This is a genomic window from Fibrobacter succinogenes subsp. succinogenes S85 (assembly GCF_000146505.1).
Taxonomy (GTDB): domain Bacteria; phylum Fibrobacterota; class Fibrobacteria; order Fibrobacterales; family Fibrobacteraceae; genus Fibrobacter; species Fibrobacter succinogenes.
On the sequence record NC_017448.1, the window covers coordinates 1,664,623 to 1,683,267 of the forward strand.

The window sequence follows — 18,645 nt, forward strand, 5'->3', positions numbered from 1 at the left end:
AGGTGGCTCTACTTTTTCGGTGCAAACGGCTCGATGATGTTCTTGATGATAAAGTCGGCCGTCTTCTCGATATCCTCGAACGCAACGCGTTTCGGCAAGTCGACGTTGAAAGCCTTCTTCACCTTCGCGACGAGTTCGTCGGTATAGACGAGCGTGCCGTTTTCCACATTCTCAATACCGTCGCAGTAGATGGACTTGCGGTTCGCGGCACGCATGTCATCCATACTGAAGAGCGTCGTATCGAACGTAACTTCCGCCTTTGCGCCATCGATAAGCACCGGGTAGCCGCCGATTTCGCCATTGACACCGGGAGCATGCACCTTGGTCACCGTCTTTTCGCGGAGAGCCGTCAAGATGGAATCGATGATGTTGAAATTGCTCGAAGCGTTCATCATGTTGCGCTTCTGGTCCACCGGCATCGGGATGGAGCAGGCAGCCAGCACTTCGGTCTGGTCAAACGGCAAATCTTTGCCATCCTTCTTGAAGTTCAAGAGCAGCGTCTGGCCTTCAGCATGGCCTTCCTTCGAAATCACCACATCGTGGAAATGGCTCACGGCGAGCGTCACATCGATATCGTTCAAGTTGTCGATGTTGTACTTTTCGGCCATAAAGAACTTCATGCGCGGAATGAGGTGGTTCAGGTTGCCGCTACCAAAATCAAAATATGTCTTACCGGCGGACTTGAGCCAAGGAATCACTGCGTCGGAATACGAGGTATTGATGGTCACTGCATTGGAGCCCACCTTTTCGTAGGCGGCCATGATATTTTTCGCATAACGGATAGAGAGCGGAGACCAAATGCCGTAAGCGCGCAGGTTGCTCCACGAGATGCTTCCGTACTTGAGTCCGGAATAGACGCGGCTGCTGTTCACGATAAAGTCCGGATTCGCCTTCTTGATTGTCGCGGCGATGCTGTCGACATCGTTCAAATCGCAGTCACCGAGAATTTCAATCTGGCTACGCAGTTCACGACGGATTGTCGCCGCCGTGCGAACGATGTTCACATCCATCTGCATCTTGGCTGCATTGCGGCCAGCAACCACAATTTTCAGCTGCGGGTCACGGAGACTCACCAAAAAGTCGAGCAGGAACGTACCGACGCTCCCGAGCCCAATAATCATAATCGTAATCGTCTCGTTCTTTTCGACCTTGGACTTGAGCAAGGCTATTTTCTTGTTCAGGATTTCCATATCTTACTCCATAAGTTCGCGAACAATGTTGTAGTCCGCAACGGTGTTACAGTTATACCAGGCATCAAACGTGACCACATCATATTCTTCACGGGAAAGCTTGTTGAAATACGCCTGGATAATCTCGAGATTCGTTCCCTGAAGTTGCTTTTCCGTCAAGGAAGCGACAGCCTCGTGCAGCTTTTCTGCCGACCGGAACTTCCACATCTGCGCAGAATTGAATACCGCGAGGAACGGCTCCGGAATCGTGAGCGAAGAATGGTTCGTGTCGTATAGGTAATGCGGACGGCCATCCGTCGATACGTAAAGAGCCACGGCCTTGTTCGAATAAATGGGTTCGCGATTGATCGTGAGCACGCTCTTTTCGCTGTCGTAGACCTTCTTGAAATTTTCCTTCAAGAAGAACAGGTCACCTTCAACGAACGTGACATCACCCGGTTCCTTCACGGCCTCGATGCCCTTGTACAGGCTATAGCCCGAGCCGTAATCCTTGAAGTGCTCGTTATAGACAAGTTCAATCTTATCGCCATACACCTGAAGATTCTGCTTCACGTATTCTTCGAGAGCGGAATAGAGGTAGCCGCCCACGATGATGTACTTGTCGTATTCGCCGCAATTTTTCAAAAGCTGCGGCAAAAGAGCAAACTTCGGAGAATCCTTATAATAAAGGCACTTCAGGGTTTCCTTTTCGGTATCCCTGTTAAAGCGGGTTGCCGTCCCGGCAACAGTAATAATCAGGTATTTCATCTTTCAATACTCTTTACGCACATTTCAAGGCCTTCTTCCAGCGTAACGACCGGTTTCCAGTGCGTACGCGTACGGATCTTGTCTGTGTTGAGCAGGCGGCGTTCCGGGTCGGACTTGCGATAACCTTCGAACTTGATTTTCACATCGTCCATGCCCATCTTCTTCGCAATCAGTTTCACGAGATCCACGATGGAAATTTCTTCTTCGGTCGCGACATTATAGACGGTACCGTCGAGCGCTTCCGGCGATTCCATGAGTTCCATCACGGCGCGGCAGCTGTCGATATTGTGGAGGAACGTACGCTTGTTGACCTTCGAGTTTTCGAGCAGCGTGACCTGCGGCTTTTCAAGAAGGTTGTTGATGATGTGCGGGATGATATGGTCCGCAAAGCGTTCATGCTTGCTGTAGACGTTGGCAAAGCGGATCGAGCAGCCCTTGATTTTGCCCTTGTCCACAGCATCCTTCATGAAGAATTCCGTGAGGAGCTTGCCGACAGCGTAGCTTGTGCGCTGGCTGTGTTCTGCTGTGGCCATCACCAGGAAGTCTGATTCACGAACGCCACCATTCGCATTCCAGGACTGCATGGAATAAACTTCGGAAGTCGAGCAGTTGATGTAGGTATCCGCACCAAGAGCGATCGCCATTTCCAAGAACGTCTTCATCGAGATGACGTTTGTAAGGAACGTGTGTTCCACTTCGTAGAAATGCTTCGTATGCACGACTGCGGCGCAGTTGATGAAAACCAGGCGGCCGGAATAAGAGCCTTTGAGACTCTTCACCTTGTCGGCGACAGCGGCCATGTGTCCGGCATTGTTGATGTCGTATTCAAAAAAGATATAGTCATCACGACCGACCAAGTCCTTCACCGTATCGATAGAACTGGCAAAGAAGTTGTCAAAACCGACAACGATGTTTTCTTCTTTCAGCAGTTGGTGCGAAAGTTCACTGCCGGTCATGCCTGTAGCACCACTTATGACATACAGATTTTTCTTCATGTTAAGCCTCTGTTTAAATTCCTAAAGTCAGACGATCCTTGTAGAATACATCTACCTCGTCCGTATAAAGATCCTGTTCCGCCACGATATCGTACGGAACGCAAACATGCTCGTATTCCGTCGTTTCGGTATCGAGAATCCCGAACTGCGCGCAGGGATTGATATTCCGCGGCTGCCCGACAGAACCGGGATTAATAAAAACCGTTTTTTTCTTGTTTCTCGTGCTCGGGGAATCCGCCTTGAAAAGCACCTCGAAGTAGTGGCACACATGGGAATGCGCAGTCAAGACATAATCGAATTCCGCGTATTCTTCGCGAGTGAGTTCCACAGGTGTAAACTTGCCCCAATACGGGTCGCCCAAGATGCCATGCACCAGCAGGAACTTCTTGCCGTCAATTTCCAGGGAACAAGTGCCATCGCGATTCATCTTGTTATTGATAAAGTCGATGGACTCCTGAGAGAGGCGCTTTTGCGTATAGTGGAGGATAGCGCGCCCGCGGTCTGTCGCGAATCGGGTCGTGTCGTTGTCCATGACAGCCTTCTCGTGGTTTCCCCAAATCTTCGCAACAAACTTGTCATCCATACCGCGAATCATGTCCACGATTTCGTTCGGGCGCATGCCGTAATTGACAAGGTCTCCCAGCAACACGAATTTGTCGACATGGCGACGTCTAATTTCTTCGAGCACCGCATTCAATGCAGTCACGTTCGCATGGATATCCGACAGCAGGGCGAGTCGCATTTTTATTTCCTCAGGAACTCCATAAGAGCGTTCTTGTTCTCGATAGGCGTCGTTGTCGGACGGCCCAGATCCTTGCGGTTACCCTTCTTCACCTTGACTTCGAGGAGCACGGGGCCCTTCATGCCCTTGAGCTTTTCGAGCACAGCAGCAAGCGATTCCTTGCTATCGGCGGTCAGAGCATCACGGTATCCCACGGCACGGGCAACAGCAGGCAGGTCAATCTTCAAACCTACAGTCGGCTGGCCACCCACGGAGTCGTGTGCGCCGTTGTTGAATACCACGTGGACGTAGTTTGCGGGGGACTTGCTTGCGACAATCGCCATGGAACCCATGTGCATGATGGTCGCACCGTCGCCATCAAAACACCAGACCTTGCGGTCGTCCTTTTCCATCGCAATGCCAAGCGCAATCTGCGAGGCATGTCCCATGGAGCCCACCGTCAAAAAGTCACGTTCGTGACCTTCCCCCTTCTGGGCGCGGTATTCAAAAAGTTCACGGCTGATCATGCCCGTCGTAGAGACAATGACATCCTTTTCGCCAAGCGAGGCCGCCACCGTCTGGATAGCTTCTTCGCGGCTCATCGTGAGGTCATTTTTCTCGACGCTCTGGAGTTTGTAATCCTCGAATGTGTCCTTTTCGATGACGAGCGCGTAGACCTCGCCCGTTTCCTTCATCGTCTTGACGGCCTTCGCGATCTGCTTCGTAGCCTTGTCCTCTTCCTTGCAGAGTACATCGTAGTTCACGCCCATCGTGTTCAAAATCCCGGTCGTCACCTTGCCCTGCTTCACGTGCTGCGGCTCGTCATGAACGCCCGGGCGGCCACGCCAGCCAATCAAAAGCAGCACAGGAATGTTATAGACTTCCTTGTCCGTAAGCGATGCGAGCGGATTGATGATGTTCCCTTCGCCGGAATTCTGCATATAGACAACGCCAATATTACCCGTCGCGAGATGATAACCAGCGGCTAGCCCCACGGCGGCGCCTTCGTTCGCGGCGATCACGTTGTGCTTCGCGTCCATGTGATCCGCGATATAGGCGCAAATATTCTTGAGCAAGGAATCGGGAACGCCGGCATAAAAATCAATACCGTAAGAGCCAAGCGTGTCGATAAAAAACTTCGGAGAGATCATGATTACTTCTTCATCGTTCCGGGAATAAGGTTCAAAATCTGCTTGATAGGCATGCAGTAGTCGTTTGAAGCTTCGAGGCTACGGCTGTGCGTAAGGATGGACTCCGCACACTTCACCATCGCCGGGTATGCAGACCTAAGCATGTGGTTTGCATAGATGACAATGTTGATACCCCAAGTCGAAAGTTCCTCTTCAGTAAACTGGTTGTAGGTCGTGGGTACTGCAACAATCGGCGTATGAGCGTCCTTCTCGCGGAAACGCTTGCAGAATTCCTTGATGTCTTCGCCGCTTTTGTCCTTGGAATGGATCATGATGCCATCAGTACCGGCGGCCACGTAGGCATGGCAACGTTCCAAGGCATCGTCCACGGACTTGCCCGCAATGAGCGATTCGCAGCGGGAGATCACCATGAAGTCGTCCGTAATCTGGGCTTCCTTGCCCGCACGTATTTTTGTGCAGAAACCTTCAATCGTATCCTGCGATTGAATAGCATCTGTACCAAACAGAGAGTTCTGTTTGAGGCCAACCTTGTCTTCAATGATGACCGCAGAAATGCCAAGGCGTTCGAGCGTGCGCACAGTAAAGCCAAAATGTTCGACCTTTCCACCCGTATCGCCATCAAAGATAACCGGCTTTGTCGTGACTTCGAGCGTATCATTCAAGTCATGCAGACGAGTCGTAAGGTCCACAGCCTCGATATCCGGCTTCCCCTTACTCGTGGAATCGGTGAGCGAAGAAGACCACATACCGTCAAACTCGCGAACGCAGCCGTTGATTTCAACACTCGTATGTTCAGCAATCAAGCCCGTAAGGCCATTATGAGATTCCAAAATACGAACAATCGGCTTGGCCGCAATCAGGCGGCGCAGTGAAGAAAGTCTCGCCTGTGGTGTCGTACCGAGGCTATCCATTTCCTTTTTGAGGCCAGCAGAAGTAATGCCCTTGGTGTAAGGGATTTCAATAACCTTGCCACCTAAGGATTCCATAACCTTGAACACCTCGTCACGGATATACTTGTCCGGGCCGTAAAGCCAGTCATCACCATGAATGATATAGTCCGGCTTGTACCTCTTCAAGTTTTCAACATAACTCCATTCATCCTGGGGAACAATCTTTGATACGCCCTTGATGTTCTCGATGACGTTCTTGCGCTGCTCGTAATTCAGATACGGAAGGCGCTTGTGCGTTGCAATCGCCTTATCCGTAAAAAGTCCAATCATCACATCACCGTACTTTGCGCCTTCATTGATGATGTTGATAAGGCCCGGGTGCATGATGTCACCAATCATTCCTAGATATACTGTTTTTGCCATATTTTACCACTAAAACTTTTTAAACTATAAAAAATCCTTATTTTCTAGTCAGCTTTCTCACTAAGAACTTAAAGCCCTTCACAATCCAGTTCTGTTTTTCCATGAACATGCAAGGGATTTCCTTATATTGTATAGCGTTCTTTTCCAGCCACACATCCAGCAGGCGTTCACTCACAAAGCCAAAAACGCGGGAGTCGTTCAAGCTGTACTGAGAAATATCCAAGCGCTTTTCAAGTTCAAACAAGATGTCGAAAAGCCATTCGCAATAGCGGTTCAACACATCCCTTTTCATGATGAACATGTTAAAGCGGTGACCAATCGTCCGCTTCATGTAATCGTCGTATACAGGGATATACTCCGGATACTTTTCCGTAAGGATTTCCCTAGTCGTATCTAGGTCGATTGCATGGTGGGCATGTGCATATTGAGAATAGTTTGTCTCAATAAAATAATCACGAGGTTTCGGCAAAACGACATCGCAATCACTAAAAAGGGGCATCAGCTCCTTTTCGCTCAAAATTGAGTTCCATTTGTCCTTTTTCGGGCGAATAGAAAAATGCCTGCGGTAATGGGCTATGCCAAGATAATCGGCATCCAGATTTTTCCAGGCCCAGTACAGCCCAGACAATTCACAATAGTTCTTGTTTTTCAAACTGATGTTGTCGCCAGTATTATCTCCGATATAGCCAAGAGACGGCTTTCCTTCTGCGCCAACATGAACAGGCACATACATAGGATCCGTCGGCATTCTATACGTTTTATGAGTTGCGACAATAACTTTTGCGTTCATACAAATTTCTCTATCAGGCATTATTCCAAGCACTTCTGGTTGCAATCATTCCACCAGTCAGCAAAAGCTTCTTCCAAGGTAAACTTCAACGGATAGTCCCGTGCAAGTTTCTTTGCTTCAATGTTGGTCGAAACCATGAGCTTCTTTACGCGGGCAGGGCAGATGCCAAGACCAAGACCACCGAGCATGCCACACACCGTAGCAGCCGCCATCATGGGCGTTTTCGGAATATAAGGAATATGTCTCTTCATTCCGACAGCCTTGAGCATTGCATTTGCAATCTGTTCAATCGTGAACGACGGATAATAGCAGCAGTTGTAAAGCTGGACTTTATCAATCTGCGGTTCAACCAAAGACTTCTCGGCCATTTCAAGCATGACACGTACAAGGTCTTTCACGTAAATGCAAGCCTTGATGGTATCCCTGCGACCGGCATACGCGAACTTGTGACTTTTCAACCCTTTGTACAGGCGCGTCATATTTCCGTTTTCACCGGTACCGAATACGATTCCCGGACGAACAATGGAAAGCCTATGGTTTTCATTTTCCGCAGCCCATTCGCGATGGATCTTTTCAGCCACCAGCTTAGAAATTCCATAAGGAGTATTCGGCGTGGGTAACGTTTCTTCTGTTTTCAGCTCTTCAGCAGCGCCATACGGGGCAATGCTACTGGTAAACACAATATTTTCAATTCCATGCTTGCGAGCAAAGTTGCAGACGTTTTCTGCGCCGCGAATATTGGTTTCGAAGTAGGCATGGTCCGGATGTCCCGGAGTACGGTGAATAGCAGCAAAATTAAATACAAGTGTATTCTTGCCGAATTTCCCTTGCATTTCAATCGGTTCACGAACATCGACCTTTTGAGAGAGTTCGGAGCCATCAGCAAGCAAATCCGCGACATACACTTTCGCATCCGGATACTTTTCCCGAAGTAACCGTTGCATATGAGACCCAATGAATCCACATCCGCCAAATATCACAAAGGATTCAAACATATTTTACCAAACTTCCTTTTTGGCACATGCAAGTGCTTCAGCAATAACATGGTGCATATCAAAATACTTGTACATTCCAAGGCGGCCACCAAAAATCACATTTTTCTCCGATTCCGCTAACGCCTTGTACTGTGCAAAGAGGGCATTATTTTTCTCGTCATTCATGGGGTAATAGGGTTCGTCACCATGTTTCCAGGCTGCCGGATATTCCCTAGTCACCACAGTATGGTCCGTTGCGACCCCACCCTGACATCCAAACTCAAAATGCTTATGTTCAATAATACGGGTATACGGGATTTCCGCTTCCGTATAGTTCACAACGGCGTTGCCCTGATAGTTTTCTTGCGGCAAATCTTCCGTCTCAAAACGCAGCGTACGGTATTCCAGTTCACCGAACCTATACCCGTAGAACTCGTCTATCATACCCGTGAAAACAACTTTCTTTGCAGAGACAACAAGCGATTCACGTTCCTTAAAGAAATCAACGCCAAGGCGCACTTCAGCACCTTCAAGCATTTTCTCGACAATCTGCGTATAACCGCCAACAGGGATTCCCTGATACTTGTCATTGAAATAGTTGTTGTCGTAGACAAAACGGACCGGCAATCGCTTGATAATAAACGCAGGGAGTTCCGTACACTTACGGCCCCACTGCTTTTCGGTGTAGCCCTTGATGAGCTTTTCATAAATGTCGCGACCGACAAGAGACAGCGCCTGTTCTTCCAGATTGGCAGGTTCACGACCATTCAACGCAGCAAGAGCCTCAGCACGTTGCTCATCGATTTTAGCCTTCGCCTCAGCCGGAGTCTTGATGTTCCACATCCTGCTAAAAGTATTCATGTTAAAAGGCAAATTATACAGTTCATCCTTATAACATGCGATGGGGCTATTCGTATAGCGATTAAACTCAGCAAACTGCTGAACGTAATCCCAAACTTCCTTGTTGCTGGTATGGAAAATATGGGCGCCGTACTTATGTACGTTGATGCCCCCTACATTTTCTGTATAGACATTGCCTGCGACATGGTTACGCTTGTCTATCACGAGGACTTTCTTTCCTCGCTTGATAGCTTCATGTGCAAAGACTGCTCCAAAAAGACCAGCCCCGACAACAAGGTAATCAAACATTCCTTACTCCGCCTTGCCCTTACCGATACTCGTCACTTCAAAGCCGATCTTCCTGAGGGCGTCCGCATCCAAGATGTTGCGGCCATCAAATACAAATGCCGGTTTTGCCATCGAACTGTAAATGCGCTTCCAGTCAAGCTCGGCAAAGCACTTCCATTCCGTGCAAACAACAACGGCGTGGGCGTCTTCGGCAGCCTTGTACGGGTCTTCTTCGAACGAGACCTGTTCAATCACGTCCTTGAGGTCGCGCTTTGCATCCGGGATAGCCTTCGGGTCGGTCACGACAGGCAGTGCATGTTCGGCGAGCAAGTCACGCACAACGAGGTTCGCCGGGCTTTCGCGGGTATCACCGGTATTGGCCTTGAACGCAAAACCGAACACGGCAATTTTCTTGCCTGCAATCGTATTGAACATGGTTTCGAGCATGCGGTCCACCACGCGGTGCGTCTGCCACTCGTTAATCTTCACGACGCTTTCCCAGTAAGCGGCGACTTCCGGGAGTCCGTAATAACCGCAAAGGTACACGAGATTCAGAATGTCCTTCTTGAAGCAGCTACCACCGAAACCGATGGATGCCTTGAGGAACTTGGAACCAATGCGGCGGTCCTTGCCCATCACATAGGCGACTTCGTCGACATCGGCACCAGTGCGTTCGCAGAGAGCGCTAATGGAGTTGATGGAACTGATGCGCTGTGCGAGGAAGGCGTTCGCCGTGAGCTTCGTGAGTTCGGAGCTCCAGAGGTTCGTCGTAAGGATGCGGTCACGCGGCACCCAGTGGGCGTACACGTCTACGAGCTTCTGGCAGGCTGCGAGGCCCGATTCTGTCTGGTGGCTACCAATGAGCACACGGTCCGGTTCAAACAAGTCGTTGATGGCCGTTCCTTCGGCCAAAAATTCCGGATTCGAGAGGACTTCAAAGTGGAGGCCCTTGTCGTTCGAATTCAGGATACGTTCCATGGCCGCAGCGGTGCGGACCGGGAGCGTCGACTTTTCAACGATAATCTTACCTTCGTCAGCAATTTCCAAAATGTTGCGGGCGGTCTTTTCCCAGTACTGCAGGTCTGAAGCCTTGCCGGCGCCATGGCCAAACGTTTTCGTCGGGGTATTCACCGAAACAAAGATAATGTCCGCTTCCTTGATGGCGGCAGGAATATCCGTACTAAAGAACAGGTTACGGCCGCGAGCGCGCTTTACAACGTCATCCAAACCTGGTTCAAAAATCGGAAGATTTTCGCTATTCCAGGCATCAATACGTGACTGGTTGATATCAACTACGGTAACCTTAACATCGGGACACTTATCGGCGATAACGGTCATGGTGGGGCCACCGACGTAGCCAGCACCAATGCAAACGATTTTAGTTTCGAAACTCATGATACTACAAGATAGAAATTACAATACAACACGATGTACTACGCTTCCAAAACATAGGCTATTTATAAGGTTCTAGCGCTCTCCAGCCTATTTAAAGAGAGCTGAAACTTCACTGACGCTTTCCGGCAGAATCACTCGCGTGGGGCTAGTCTCGCCGTCACTCCAACCTACAAAAGTACTTCCCATAAGAAGCTCCGCGCTAAGCACCACCGGGAATCCCGTAAAGAAATTCACAGTCATTTCAGGCTCATCAACGGGGAGGTTATGCACAAGAATCTTACCAGGGCCATTTACAGACAAGGTTACAGGAGCCTTTTTACCGAGTGCAAAAAAATCCTGCAATTCGTCGTAAATAACACCCGGGCGGTCCATCGCAAAATTTTTGATGGCGTTAAGCTGTTTTGTCATTTTCGAAGCACTCAGCCCCCAGCGTTTTTGATCGCGAGGAATTTCCGACTGGATTTCTGCCATCATCTTCTCGATGCGTGCAAGCACTCGCGAACTTTCAAAATTCATCTGCAAGAGCACCGCCATCCGATTGATAAACGCGGCCTTGAAGCCTTCGTTTTCAAGCAATCTTCGGAGCAATAATGTGAATTCAGGCCCGTTTGGCCAAGAATCCCCATCTTCTGCCGTAGCAAATTCAAATATGTTATTCGTATATTTGCTATAATCATTCCCAAAACCAAAATCAAGATCATACAGGAACCATTTCCACGGAGTTTTGGGGCTTGAACTACGCCACTTTTTGAGATTATTTGCGGGCCAGTCACGGTTATTTGCAAAAAGCTCCGTATGCATGTAATTGATGAAATTATCGACATCTATTTGCGATGCGATATAAGCATAATTTTCTTCGTCATCCAAATTATTTGATTCCAGCCAATCCGTCAACGCCACGTAATCAACAGTCGAGCCCGCCGACACGGCATTATCCGCCTTGAGCAAATCTATTTTATCCGGATCAAGTCCGTAATGCGTTTCAAAATAGTCTGCCGTCGAGCGTTCACGAATGCTGTGGATACCGAAATATTCGCCGTTATAATACACGACTGCAAATCGCCCGCGCTGGTAATCAACGCCGAGTCCTTCGCTCACGGAACTTGCCAAGCGGTCGCGAATGTAGTCGTTTCCGCAATTGCTCCCATTATTGCGCAACAGGAACACCTTGAACTTGTTCAGCTCCGGGAAATCAGGGAACAGCGGATACTTCAGGTGAGAATCACCATACTTTTCACGGAACGTAATCGCCACCGACTTCTTGTCTTTTTGCCTGCTGTAATTGCCAAAAATCTTGAGTCCTGCATTCTTCGCAAATGCAGGCGCATCCGTCCCTGGTTCCATCAATTCCACCGTCACGGGGATTTCCTTGTCAAGCCAGTAATTGGCGCCGTAATGAGGTTCCTTGCTCTGCGCATACGGGCCTTCCACATAAATACCTGTATCCGGGTCAAAAAGCGAATTCGGGTCGGCAGCAAGGAACACCGCAGGCACAGCAGGCGCACTTTCGAAAACGTAAGTGCGAGTCACCACATTGCTCGGGAGGCTTTGCGGAGCGATTTTTGCACAACGTATTACCGTCGTCTTGTTGATTAAAATACTCTTCTGAAATACAGTCTCTTCCGAAGGCAATTTGCCACCTGTTTCGCACACGGCATTATTCGTACTTTCAAGATTTAGAACAAAAGGTTCTGTATAAAATCCCGAAGGTGGGAACAGCAAGGTGTCAATATTTTCTTCTCGAGTATAAGCTAGCGTATTTTCCGTATAACCATACGGCGAAGGGTCTGCGTAGCCCCAGCCATTTGCATAGCTCCAAGTTTTCCCTAGAGGCAATTCCGGGTAAGATACAGAATCCACAATCGCCGTATCAGCATTCACCAAGTAAAGCGAGCCGCCTTTTTTCGAAAGCTTGAAACCCGCATGCGGTTCATGGCCGCGATTGCGAGCAATGTAGCTGAAAACCTTAAGAGTCACTTCTTGCGATTCATTCGCATCGGGGCTAAACCGCGTCCCGTAAATATTCGCCAAATCAGGGAAAGTCGTTCCCGTAGGGAGAGCCATGCGGTAAACCGTTGAAGAATCCCCCGTCCCTTCAAGGACCATTTCGTAACCTTTCCAGTCATCAATATCAGGCTGTGCCAAGCGCACAGAAACTTTGCGGCCCTTTGTAATGTACGCCTGCATCAAGATTTCATTGGCAGCCGAAATATCTAGCACATCCGAGGGGTCGGTGCTCCCCGTCCCAACGAAAAGCGAAATGGACGCCCATCCAAGTTCCTCGTTTTCACCCAATTGCATCACCGAGCCAATGCGGCGCTTTCCATTTTCGCTAAAGCAATTTTTCTTGTATCCCGGTAACGGATCGGCATAGCTGTAACCCGGCGGATCGCTTTCTGCATCCGTCCATGTCCAGCAACCAGGCCCAATCATATCAATAGAATCATGCGGCATCACGTAATCGGGATAGTTCTTCCCCGACAAGAAAATGACCAAAAACGAGCTCGGCGCAATTTTCACATTGCCAAGTTTCCACTTGAAAGGTTCATCTTGCGAGTCCGTCAAGTACATTCCAGACAAATTCACCGTATCTGCAGACGTATTGAAAAGTTCTACCCAGCCCGCGTCATCGCCTTCGTGATCCTTGTAATCAATGTTAACCGGGTCGACCTCCGTGAAAATCACAGGGCCACCCGCAAAAGGGAGGTTCGCGCCATCTGCATGACCATTTGCAGAAGAACTACTCCCCGAATCAAAATTCAGCGAACTTGGATTATCGTCTGAGCACGATGACAAAAACAGTGCAACAAAAAGAAGAGGAGCAAAAGTCCTACAGATCTGAGACGAAAGATTATTCCAACACACCATAATGTGGAATATATATTATGCTTGAGTCTTCGGAATGCCAGGCTCGGAATATAAGAAAAAAACTACTTCTTATTTTCAAGTTCCGAATTATTGACTTTCTTTCGGCGCGGTCTACGAACGATAAAAAGGCATGCGCCAATCAGCACGAGAGTCACCGAAATCACCTTGCCCATCGGGAACGCTTCGTAAAAAACGAGAGCCCCCGCAAGCGTAGGTACTGCGGCACCGACCGCCGCACTGAACGGGATGATGAACAGCGCACGTCCACGCGAGAACGACACCTGCGAATACAAAAAGGCAATGCCGTATGTCGCCACATAGCCAAGCGTTCTAAAGTCCATGAGCAAATTTGCCACTGACGAGAACTCGATATGGTCCAAATCAAAATCCATTGCGAGACTCTTGTAGAATGCCGCCGAGAGTCCAAAGCCAACCCCCATAATGAGCGAATCCACCATTTCGCGGTCTTTCACCCAGAGGTGCGCAATAAGCGTTGCAAAGCAAAGCCCGCCCGCATAAAGCCAAAGCGTTCCAATATTCTGCACGGCAGTCGATTCACCGAGATTCTCGACGGAATACAAAAGGCCTGCCACGACAAAGCAAATGGCCACCACAATGCGCTTGGTCAGGACTTCCTTGAGGATGCAAAATCCCATGAGTGCCGTCAGCACCGGATTCAGGACCATCATCGGTTGCACTTGCGAAAGGTCATACCGCGCCATCGCAATGTAATAGCCGACAGTCGCAAGCCCAGAGCATGCAATGCCAAGCCACCAAAATTTATTAGTGATAACGCCCTTGAAAAATTCCCAAGGCCTAGAAGTTCCGCCTGTGCGCTTGCCAACAGTGGACACCCCGGACTTTTCCAGGATGTTTCCACAGGCAAATAAAAACGCAGGACCGATTGTAAGAAGAAGAAAGAGCATGCTGTAATTCAGAATTAGGAATTCGGATTTCAGAAGTACTTATAATTAATTCTTACTTCCTACTTTCGAATTATCATAAATTTCTTTGTAGATCCAGTAATTTCCCATGACGCGCTTGACGTAGTCGCGGGTTTCCCAGTAGCTGATTTCCTCAACACGCAAATCCCACGGGAGGCCATCGCTTTCGGACTGCCAGCGTCTCGTCGGCTTCGGTTCCGCATTGTAATTGCAAAGCACGTACATGTAGTCGTTCTTGTATTCGTCCTTGAGGTCCACCAAATAGCGGATACCCAGGCGGATATTCATGTAGGCATTGTACAGGCGCTTCGGATTAAAGCCCGAAATTTCTTCCTTGTCAGCAAGCATCTTGCCCGTCGCAGGCATAATCTGCAAAAGGCCGCAGGCGCCCGCGGGCGATGTAATCTGGAAATCGAAAATAGATTCCTGACGCATCACGCTATACACAAAGAACGGATCGATACTCGTACCCGAGTGGTAAACAACCGGGTCTGCATACGGAACCGGGAACAAGTAATGCAACACGTCAATCGGCGGTGCCAAGAACAAGCGCCTATCCATCTTCGCCTGGAACTGGCGAGCAAGCCTGTAACCGGCAGCTGTTTCGCCCATTTCATAGAACAGCTTTCCGTATTCGTACAAGAAATCCATTCGCTTGAAATTCTTCTTCTTGATTTCGTCATAGAGCCTAAACGCCTCTTCTTCAAAGCCGTACAGGAAAAGCTTCTTGATGCGTTCGTAACGTTCCTTGCTGTACGAGGCATCCGGCTTTCCGAGCTTGTTCACAGAACGGATCCAGTCCATCGTCGCCGCATGGGACATCGCCACGCCATGAGCATACGGAATCTTGTCTTCCGGCAGCAAGCGTTTTTCCAAAAGCTTGGTGCGGCTGCGATGAGCATAGTACGAAAGCGGGAAATCCTTGATGCAATCAAGATACGCTTCACGTGCCAAGGAATCCTCCCCCATCTTCATGTACGTATCGCCAAGGAACATTCTAGAGGCGCTTCCACTCCAGAGGAACGGATCCTTTGTCGCATCGCGGAAGTATGCAGCCGCTTCAACCCACATGCCACGCTTGAAATAGCAGTAGCCAATGCGGAATCTCGCCCACTGGCGTTTCAGATTGCTTTTGAATCGCTTATGGATGAGTTTCTTGTAGCAGTCAATCGCTTTGTCGTACATGAGCTTCTGCTCAAATTCAAAACCGCGCAGCCAGAGGTTGTTGGCATTTTCGGTGCTGAACTGGCTCACATCCTGCAAAAGCGAATCATACATGTGGATTTCTTCGTCAAACAGCCCTGCCGCTTCCTTGCGGTAAAGCTTGAGGATAGCCTGAATCCACGACGGGCGCGGTTCCACATTTTCAATCAGATTGCGATACTGTTCAATAGCATCTTCATTGCGGTTCAGCGAACGGAGCGCTGCCGCACGTTTTTCCCACAGGACAATTCGCGTATTCAAGTCAAGCGTACTCTTTTTCAAACGAGCATAAGCCGGGTCATCGAGCACCACAACCGAAGCGGGATTCTTCTGGGCCTGCTGGGCATCCATAATCTGGATGGAATCAAGCAATTCAAGGCAGCTCTTCATCTCGTCCTTCGTGCAAGCCATCTTCGCATAGGCGACTTTTTCGGCAAGCGATTCCGGAGTGCCAAAGACTTCCCTCAGGCGGCGTACAGAAGCATAAGCAGAATCCTTGTACGATGTACGGCTCGTCAAAAGCTTCATGTACATGCGCTTAGCCTGCCTGAGCTGGTAAGAATCTTCCAAATAGCGGGCATAGCGGTACTTCAACGGGTCCACATCATCGCCGTCCGGGTTACCATTCAGATAGACCATCAGCGAATCCGCACGAGCAACATCGTTCAGCGAATAATCCGCCATCGCAGCCTCGATTCTCAGGCGGTCAGCCGCATCGCGCCAGGCCCTGTCATTTTCCAGGCTCTTTTCCAGGCGAAGCGTCTCGCGCATCTTCGCAAACTGTTCCTGCTTAAAATTCGCCTTTGCCATGCGAAGGATTACCGTTCCCTGCAATTCAGGTTCACGCTTGCGCAAGGAATTGTAAGCGGCATAGGCGCTATCCCACTGGCCACTGTAATAGTAATAGGCGGCGCGAGCAAAATCACGATGGTTCTGCGAAACTGCAATATCGTTCATTGTCTTCTTCGCACGGGCGGCACGGATTACGGCATCCTGGAACTGGTCCGGAGCAATCATTTCCTGTTCCGCAAACGGAGACTTGTACGTGGAATATACAGAGCCATCCACCTGAGCATACAAGGCGGCTGTGCAAGCAAACAATAAAGAATAAAATAATTTCATCGCCAAACCAACTGTTTTTATTTTTCGACCTGTCCCACAAATCCAGATATACCAAGTTCCATGATGGTTTGAGCATACTTTTTATGCAAAAACTCATTTACACTCTCGGCATCATCCATTTGCAAGACAGTCAAAGCAGCATCACGAACGTCTTCAAAGTTGATAGAACGGATAATCTTCTTCGTGGTCATTACGCTCCACGGAGTCATCGAAAGTTCATCAACACCAAGTCCAACCAGCAAAAGCACGCTCATCGGGTCCGTACACATTTCACCGCAAACAGCCACCGGAATTCCTTCACGGTGCGCAGCGACCACAGTCTGGTAAATCATGCTGAGCACGGCCGGATGGTGCGGCTGGAACATGTCGGTAATAAGTTCGTTCGTACGGTCAACGGCAAGCGTAAACTGTATCAAGTCGTTTGTACCCAGGCTAAAGAAATCCACTTCCTTAGCAAGTTTATCCACAATCATCACTGCAGCAGGGACTTCAATCATCGAGCCGATCTTAACGACCGGGAGCTTATGCCCTTCATCCTCAAGCTGCTTGCGGGCTTTCGCAATGCAAGCCTTAGCACGGCGAAGCTCCGTCATGCTAGAAATCATCGGGAGCAAAATGCGCAAGTTGCCCTTCGTATTTGCAAGCAACAGCGCACGCAGCTGCGTGATGAAAATATCTTCGCGGTCAAGGCACACGCGGATAGAACGCCAACCCATAAACGGGTTCGATTCGTTCACCGCAGAGACTCCCGAAACAAGCTTATCACCCCCCGCATCAAGCGTACGGATGACAACCGGATACGGGTCCATCTTCTCGAGAATATGCCTGTAAGCGCTCTCCTGTTCCTTTTCTGTCGGAGTACCCTTTCTGAAGAACAGGAATTCCGAACGGTAAAGACCGATACCCGTAGCGCCAAAGTCTGTTACCTTGTCTGCTTCCGTCGGGATTTCGATGTTTGCGTGTAGCACAATGTACTTGCCATCACGGGTCATCGGTTCCAGCTGACGCATCGTGAAAAGTTCACGGCGCTGGCGTTCGAACATTTCCTGACGATCGTGGAACTTGCGGATATCTTCTTCGTTCGGGTTGATGATGACCTTACCATCGGCACCATCGACAATAATCGTATCGCCACTCTTGACGAGGGCAGCTACATTCCTAAGGCCCGATACCGCCGGGATCTGCAACGCTCTGGACAAAATAGCGACATGGCTCGTACGGCCACCCGTATCCATCACGATAGCGTTCACTTGTCCGGGCTTGAGCGTCATCAAGAAGCTTGGAACAAACTCATGGGCCACGAGGACAACGCCATCTTCGTGAGACACGTCCTCCAATACCGGTCCGGAGTCATCCATCGCAGACATCAAGCGGTTATACAAGTCCCTGAGGTCTGCCGCCTTGTCACGCATGGCGGGCGAATCAATCTTTTCAAACTTTTCAATGTAGGCGCTAAATACAACATGTACCGCCCACTTCGCGTTCTTGTGCTTTTTCCTGATCTTGTCGAGAACTCCATTCACGAGTCCCGGATCCTGCAAGATCATCAGGTGCGTTGCAAAAATCAGGCTGTCCTTGATGCCAGCCCTGGTTTCCGAGATTTCCTTAATCTGGGCGATTTCCTTGGAGGTCTTGCTAATAGCCTTCAGGAACATCTGTTCTTCTGCAGCAAGGCGGCTCTCAGGGAGAGTCTCATCAACCACGGAAAATTCACGGTTTGCAACAGGAAAAACCGTTCCCATGGCAAAGCCAGGGGAAGACGGCACACCGACAAGCTCTATCCTAGAAGATTTCCGGGAAGCCTCGTCGGGAGCTTTAGCTACAAAATCAGCAGGGTTCTTCGTTGAAGTGGTCATCAAAAAGCTTTTCCAACTGCTGAACGACAAGCTCCTCATCATCACCATCGATTTCGAACTTGACTTCGGAACCGGCAGGGATAGCAAGCATCATCACGTTAAGGATGCTCTTCGCATTGGCCTTTGAACCTTCAAACACGATAGACACATCACTTTTTGCCTGGCCCGTGATATCAACAATCATACCGGCGGGACGGGCGTGAATGCCCAGTTTGTTGGAAACAGTAAATATCTTTGTAATCATCAAT

15 protein-coding genes are annotated in these 18,645 nt (G+C 49.4%); all 15 read right to left on the bottom strand.

Going from position 1 to position 18,645, the window contains the following annotated elements:
* Positions 1–8 precede the first annotated feature (8 nt).
* Entirely contained in the window at positions 9–1,190 is a 1,182-nt protein-coding gene (locus tag FSU_RS06825; RefSeq protein WP_014545726.1) for a Rossmann-fold NAD(P)-binding domain-containing protein, read from the bottom strand.
* Between the two features lie 3 nt (positions 1,191–1,193).
* Positions 1,194–1,937 carry a DUF6564 domain-containing protein gene (locus FSU_RS06830; RefSeq protein WP_014545727.1) on the bottom strand — a complete coding sequence of 248 codons (744 nt, stop codon included), beginning with the start codon at positions 1,935–1,937 and terminating at the stop codon, positions 1,194–1,196.
* Positions 1,934–2,932 carry an NAD-dependent epimerase/dehydratase family protein gene (locus FSU_RS06835; protein ID WP_014545728.1) on the bottom strand — a complete coding sequence of 333 codons (999 nt, stop codon included), beginning with the start codon at positions 2,930–2,932 and terminating at the stop codon, positions 1,934–1,936. Before FSU_RS06835 ends, FSU_RS06830 begins: the two co-directional genes overlap by 4 nt.
* A 13-nt stretch (positions 2,933–2,945) precedes the next feature.
* Complete coding sequence (locus FSU_RS06840; RefSeq protein ID WP_014545729.1) at positions 2,946–3,674, bottom strand: metallophosphoesterase family protein; 729 nt, start codon at positions 3,672–3,674, stop codon at positions 2,946–2,948.
* Between the two features lie 2 nt (positions 3,675–3,676).
* A complete protein-coding gene (aepY, locus tag FSU_RS06845) occupies positions 3,677–4,804 on the bottom strand; it encodes a phosphonopyruvate decarboxylase (RefSeq protein WP_014545730.1) in 1,128 nt (375 codons plus the stop codon).
* 2 nt (positions 4,805–4,806) lie between these two features.
* Complete coding sequence (aepX, locus tag FSU_RS06850) at positions 4,807–6,117, bottom strand: phosphoenolpyruvate mutase (RefSeq protein WP_014545731.1); 1,311 nt, start codon at positions 6,115–6,117, stop codon at positions 4,807–4,809.
* A 37-nt stretch (positions 6,118–6,154) separates the two neighbouring features.
* The gene (locus FSU_RS06855) at positions 6,155–6,907 is read right to left on the bottom strand and encodes a DUF4422 domain-containing protein (protein ID WP_014545732.1); all 753 of its coding nucleotides are present in this window, start codon (positions 6,905–6,907) and stop codon (positions 6,155–6,157) included.
* A gap of 20 nt (positions 6,908–6,927) precedes the next feature.
* On the bottom strand, positions 6,928–7,902 hold the full coding sequence (locus tag FSU_RS06860) for an NAD-dependent epimerase/dehydratase family protein (RefSeq protein WP_014545733.1): 975 nt from the start codon (positions 7,900–7,902) through the stop codon (positions 6,928–6,930).
* Positions 7,903–7,905: 3 nt separating this feature from the next.
* On the bottom strand, positions 7,906–9,030 hold the full coding sequence (gene glf, locus FSU_RS06865) for a UDP-galactopyranose mutase (RefSeq protein WP_014545734.1): 1,125 nt from the start codon (positions 9,028–9,030) through the stop codon (positions 7,906–7,908).
* Between the two features lie 3 nt (positions 9,031–9,033).
* Positions 9,034–10,404 (bottom strand): nucleotide sugar dehydrogenase, encoded by a 1,371-nt coding sequence (locus tag FSU_RS06870; RefSeq protein ID WP_014545735.1) that lies wholly within the window; start codon positions 10,402–10,404, stop codon positions 9,034–9,036.
* A gap of 87 nt (positions 10,405–10,491) precedes the next feature.
* The gene (locus tag FSU_RS06875; RefSeq protein ID WP_244263736.1) at positions 10,492–13,200 is read right to left on the bottom strand and encodes a CotH kinase family protein; all 2,709 of its coding nucleotides are present in this window, start codon (positions 13,198–13,200) and stop codon (positions 10,492–10,494) included.
* Positions 13,201–13,334: 134 nt separating this feature from the next.
* The gene (locus FSU_RS06880) at positions 13,335–14,198 is read right to left on the bottom strand and encodes an EamA family transporter (protein ID WP_014545737.1); all 864 of its coding nucleotides are present in this window, start codon (positions 14,196–14,198) and stop codon (positions 13,335–13,337) included.
* A gap of 45 nt (positions 14,199–14,243) precedes the next feature.
* Positions 14,244–16,541, bottom strand: coding sequence for a lytic transglycosylase domain-containing protein (locus tag FSU_RS06885; RefSeq protein WP_041917830.1), 2,298 nt, complete (start codon positions 16,539–16,541; stop codon positions 14,244–14,246).
* 17 nt (positions 16,542–16,558) lie between these two features.
* Positions 16,559–18,397, bottom strand: coding sequence for a phosphoenolpyruvate--protein phosphotransferase (ptsP, locus tag FSU_RS06890; RefSeq protein ID WP_014545739.1), 1,839 nt, complete (start codon positions 18,395–18,397; stop codon positions 16,559–16,561).
* On the bottom strand, positions 18,369–18,641 hold the full coding sequence (locus tag FSU_RS06895) for an HPr family phosphocarrier protein (RefSeq protein WP_014545740.1): 273 nt from the start codon (positions 18,639–18,641) through the stop codon (positions 18,369–18,371). Before FSU_RS06895 ends, ptsP begins: the two co-directional genes overlap by 29 nt.
* Positions 18,642–18,645: the final 4 nt, after the last annotated feature.